The sequence below is a fragment of the Microcoleus sp. D2_18a_D3 genome, assembly GCF_036702455.1.
Classification (GTDB): domain Bacteria; phylum Cyanobacteriota; class Cyanobacteriia; order Cyanobacteriales; family Microcoleaceae; genus Microcoleus.
In genome coordinates this window covers 1-1,144 of the sequence record NZ_JAUBTK010000220.1, presented here as the reverse complement: position 1 = coordinate 1,144, position 1,144 = coordinate 1, and the positions used below count along the sequence as shown (strand labels likewise).

The following is a 1,144-nucleotide window of genomic DNA, read 5'->3' as shown; positions in this document are numbered from 1 at the left end:
TGAGCTACATTTTACCTGCTGAAGTTGAAACGCTCCGTTTACAAGGCACCGCACTGCTTAACGGCACCGGAAATACTCTAGCCAACACTATTGTAGGCAACACCGCGAATAATGGCATCAATGGCGGTACCGGAGCCGACCAACTTACAGGCGGATTGGGTAACGATATCTACACTGTGGATAATGTAGGAGATGTCGTCACGGAACTTGCAGCTCAAGGAACCGACGAGGTGCGCTCAACCGTGAGCTACATCTTACCTGCTGAAGTTGAAAACCTAATTTTAACAGGCACCGCACTGCTTAACGGCACTGGAAATAGTCTAGCCAACACTATTATCGGCAACACCGCCAATAATGGCCTCAATGGCGGTACCGGAGCCGACCAACTTACAGGCGGATTGGGTAACGATATCTACACTGTTGATAATGTAGGAGATATCGTCACGGAACTTGCAGCTCAAGGAACCGACGAGGTGCGCTCAACCGTGAGCTACATCTTACCTGCTGAAGTTGAAAACCTAATTTTAACAGGCACCGCACTGCTTAACGGCACTGGAAATAGTCTAGCCAACACTATTATCGGCAACACCGCCAATAATGGCCTCAATGGCGGTACCGGAGCTGACCAACTTAGAGGCGGAGCGGGTAACGAGATCTACACTGTGGATAATGTAGGAGATATCGTCACTGAACTTGCAGCTCAAGGAACCGATGAGGTGCGCTCAACCGTGAGCTACATCTTACCTGCTGAAGTTGAAAACCTCCGTTTACAAGGCACTGCACTGCTTAACGGCACCGGAAATACTCTACCTAACATCATCACCGGCAATACCGCTAATAATATCCTTAATGGCGGTACTGCAGCCGACAGACTTATAGGTGGATTGGGTAACGATATCTACGCTGTGGATAATGCAGGAGATGTCATCACTGAACTTGCAGGTCAAGGAACCGACGAGGTGCGTTCAACCGTGACCTACAGCTTACCTGCAAATGTTGAAACCCTCCGTTTAACAGGCACCGCACTGATTAACGGCACCGGAAATACTCTAGCCAACGTCATCACTGGCAACACCGCTAATAATACGCTCAACGGGGGGGGCGCTCAAGATATTCTAACGGGTAGTACGGGTGCAGATACTTT

Annotated in this window: 1 protein-coding gene; it reads left to right on the top strand. The window is 49.4% G+C overall.

Annotated elements, in window-relative coordinates; all coding sequences use genetic code 11:
- Nucleotides 1-1,144: calcium-binding protein (locus QUB06_RS34590; protein ID WP_333439354.1), on the top strand; the 1,144-nt coding region annotated here is incomplete at both ends.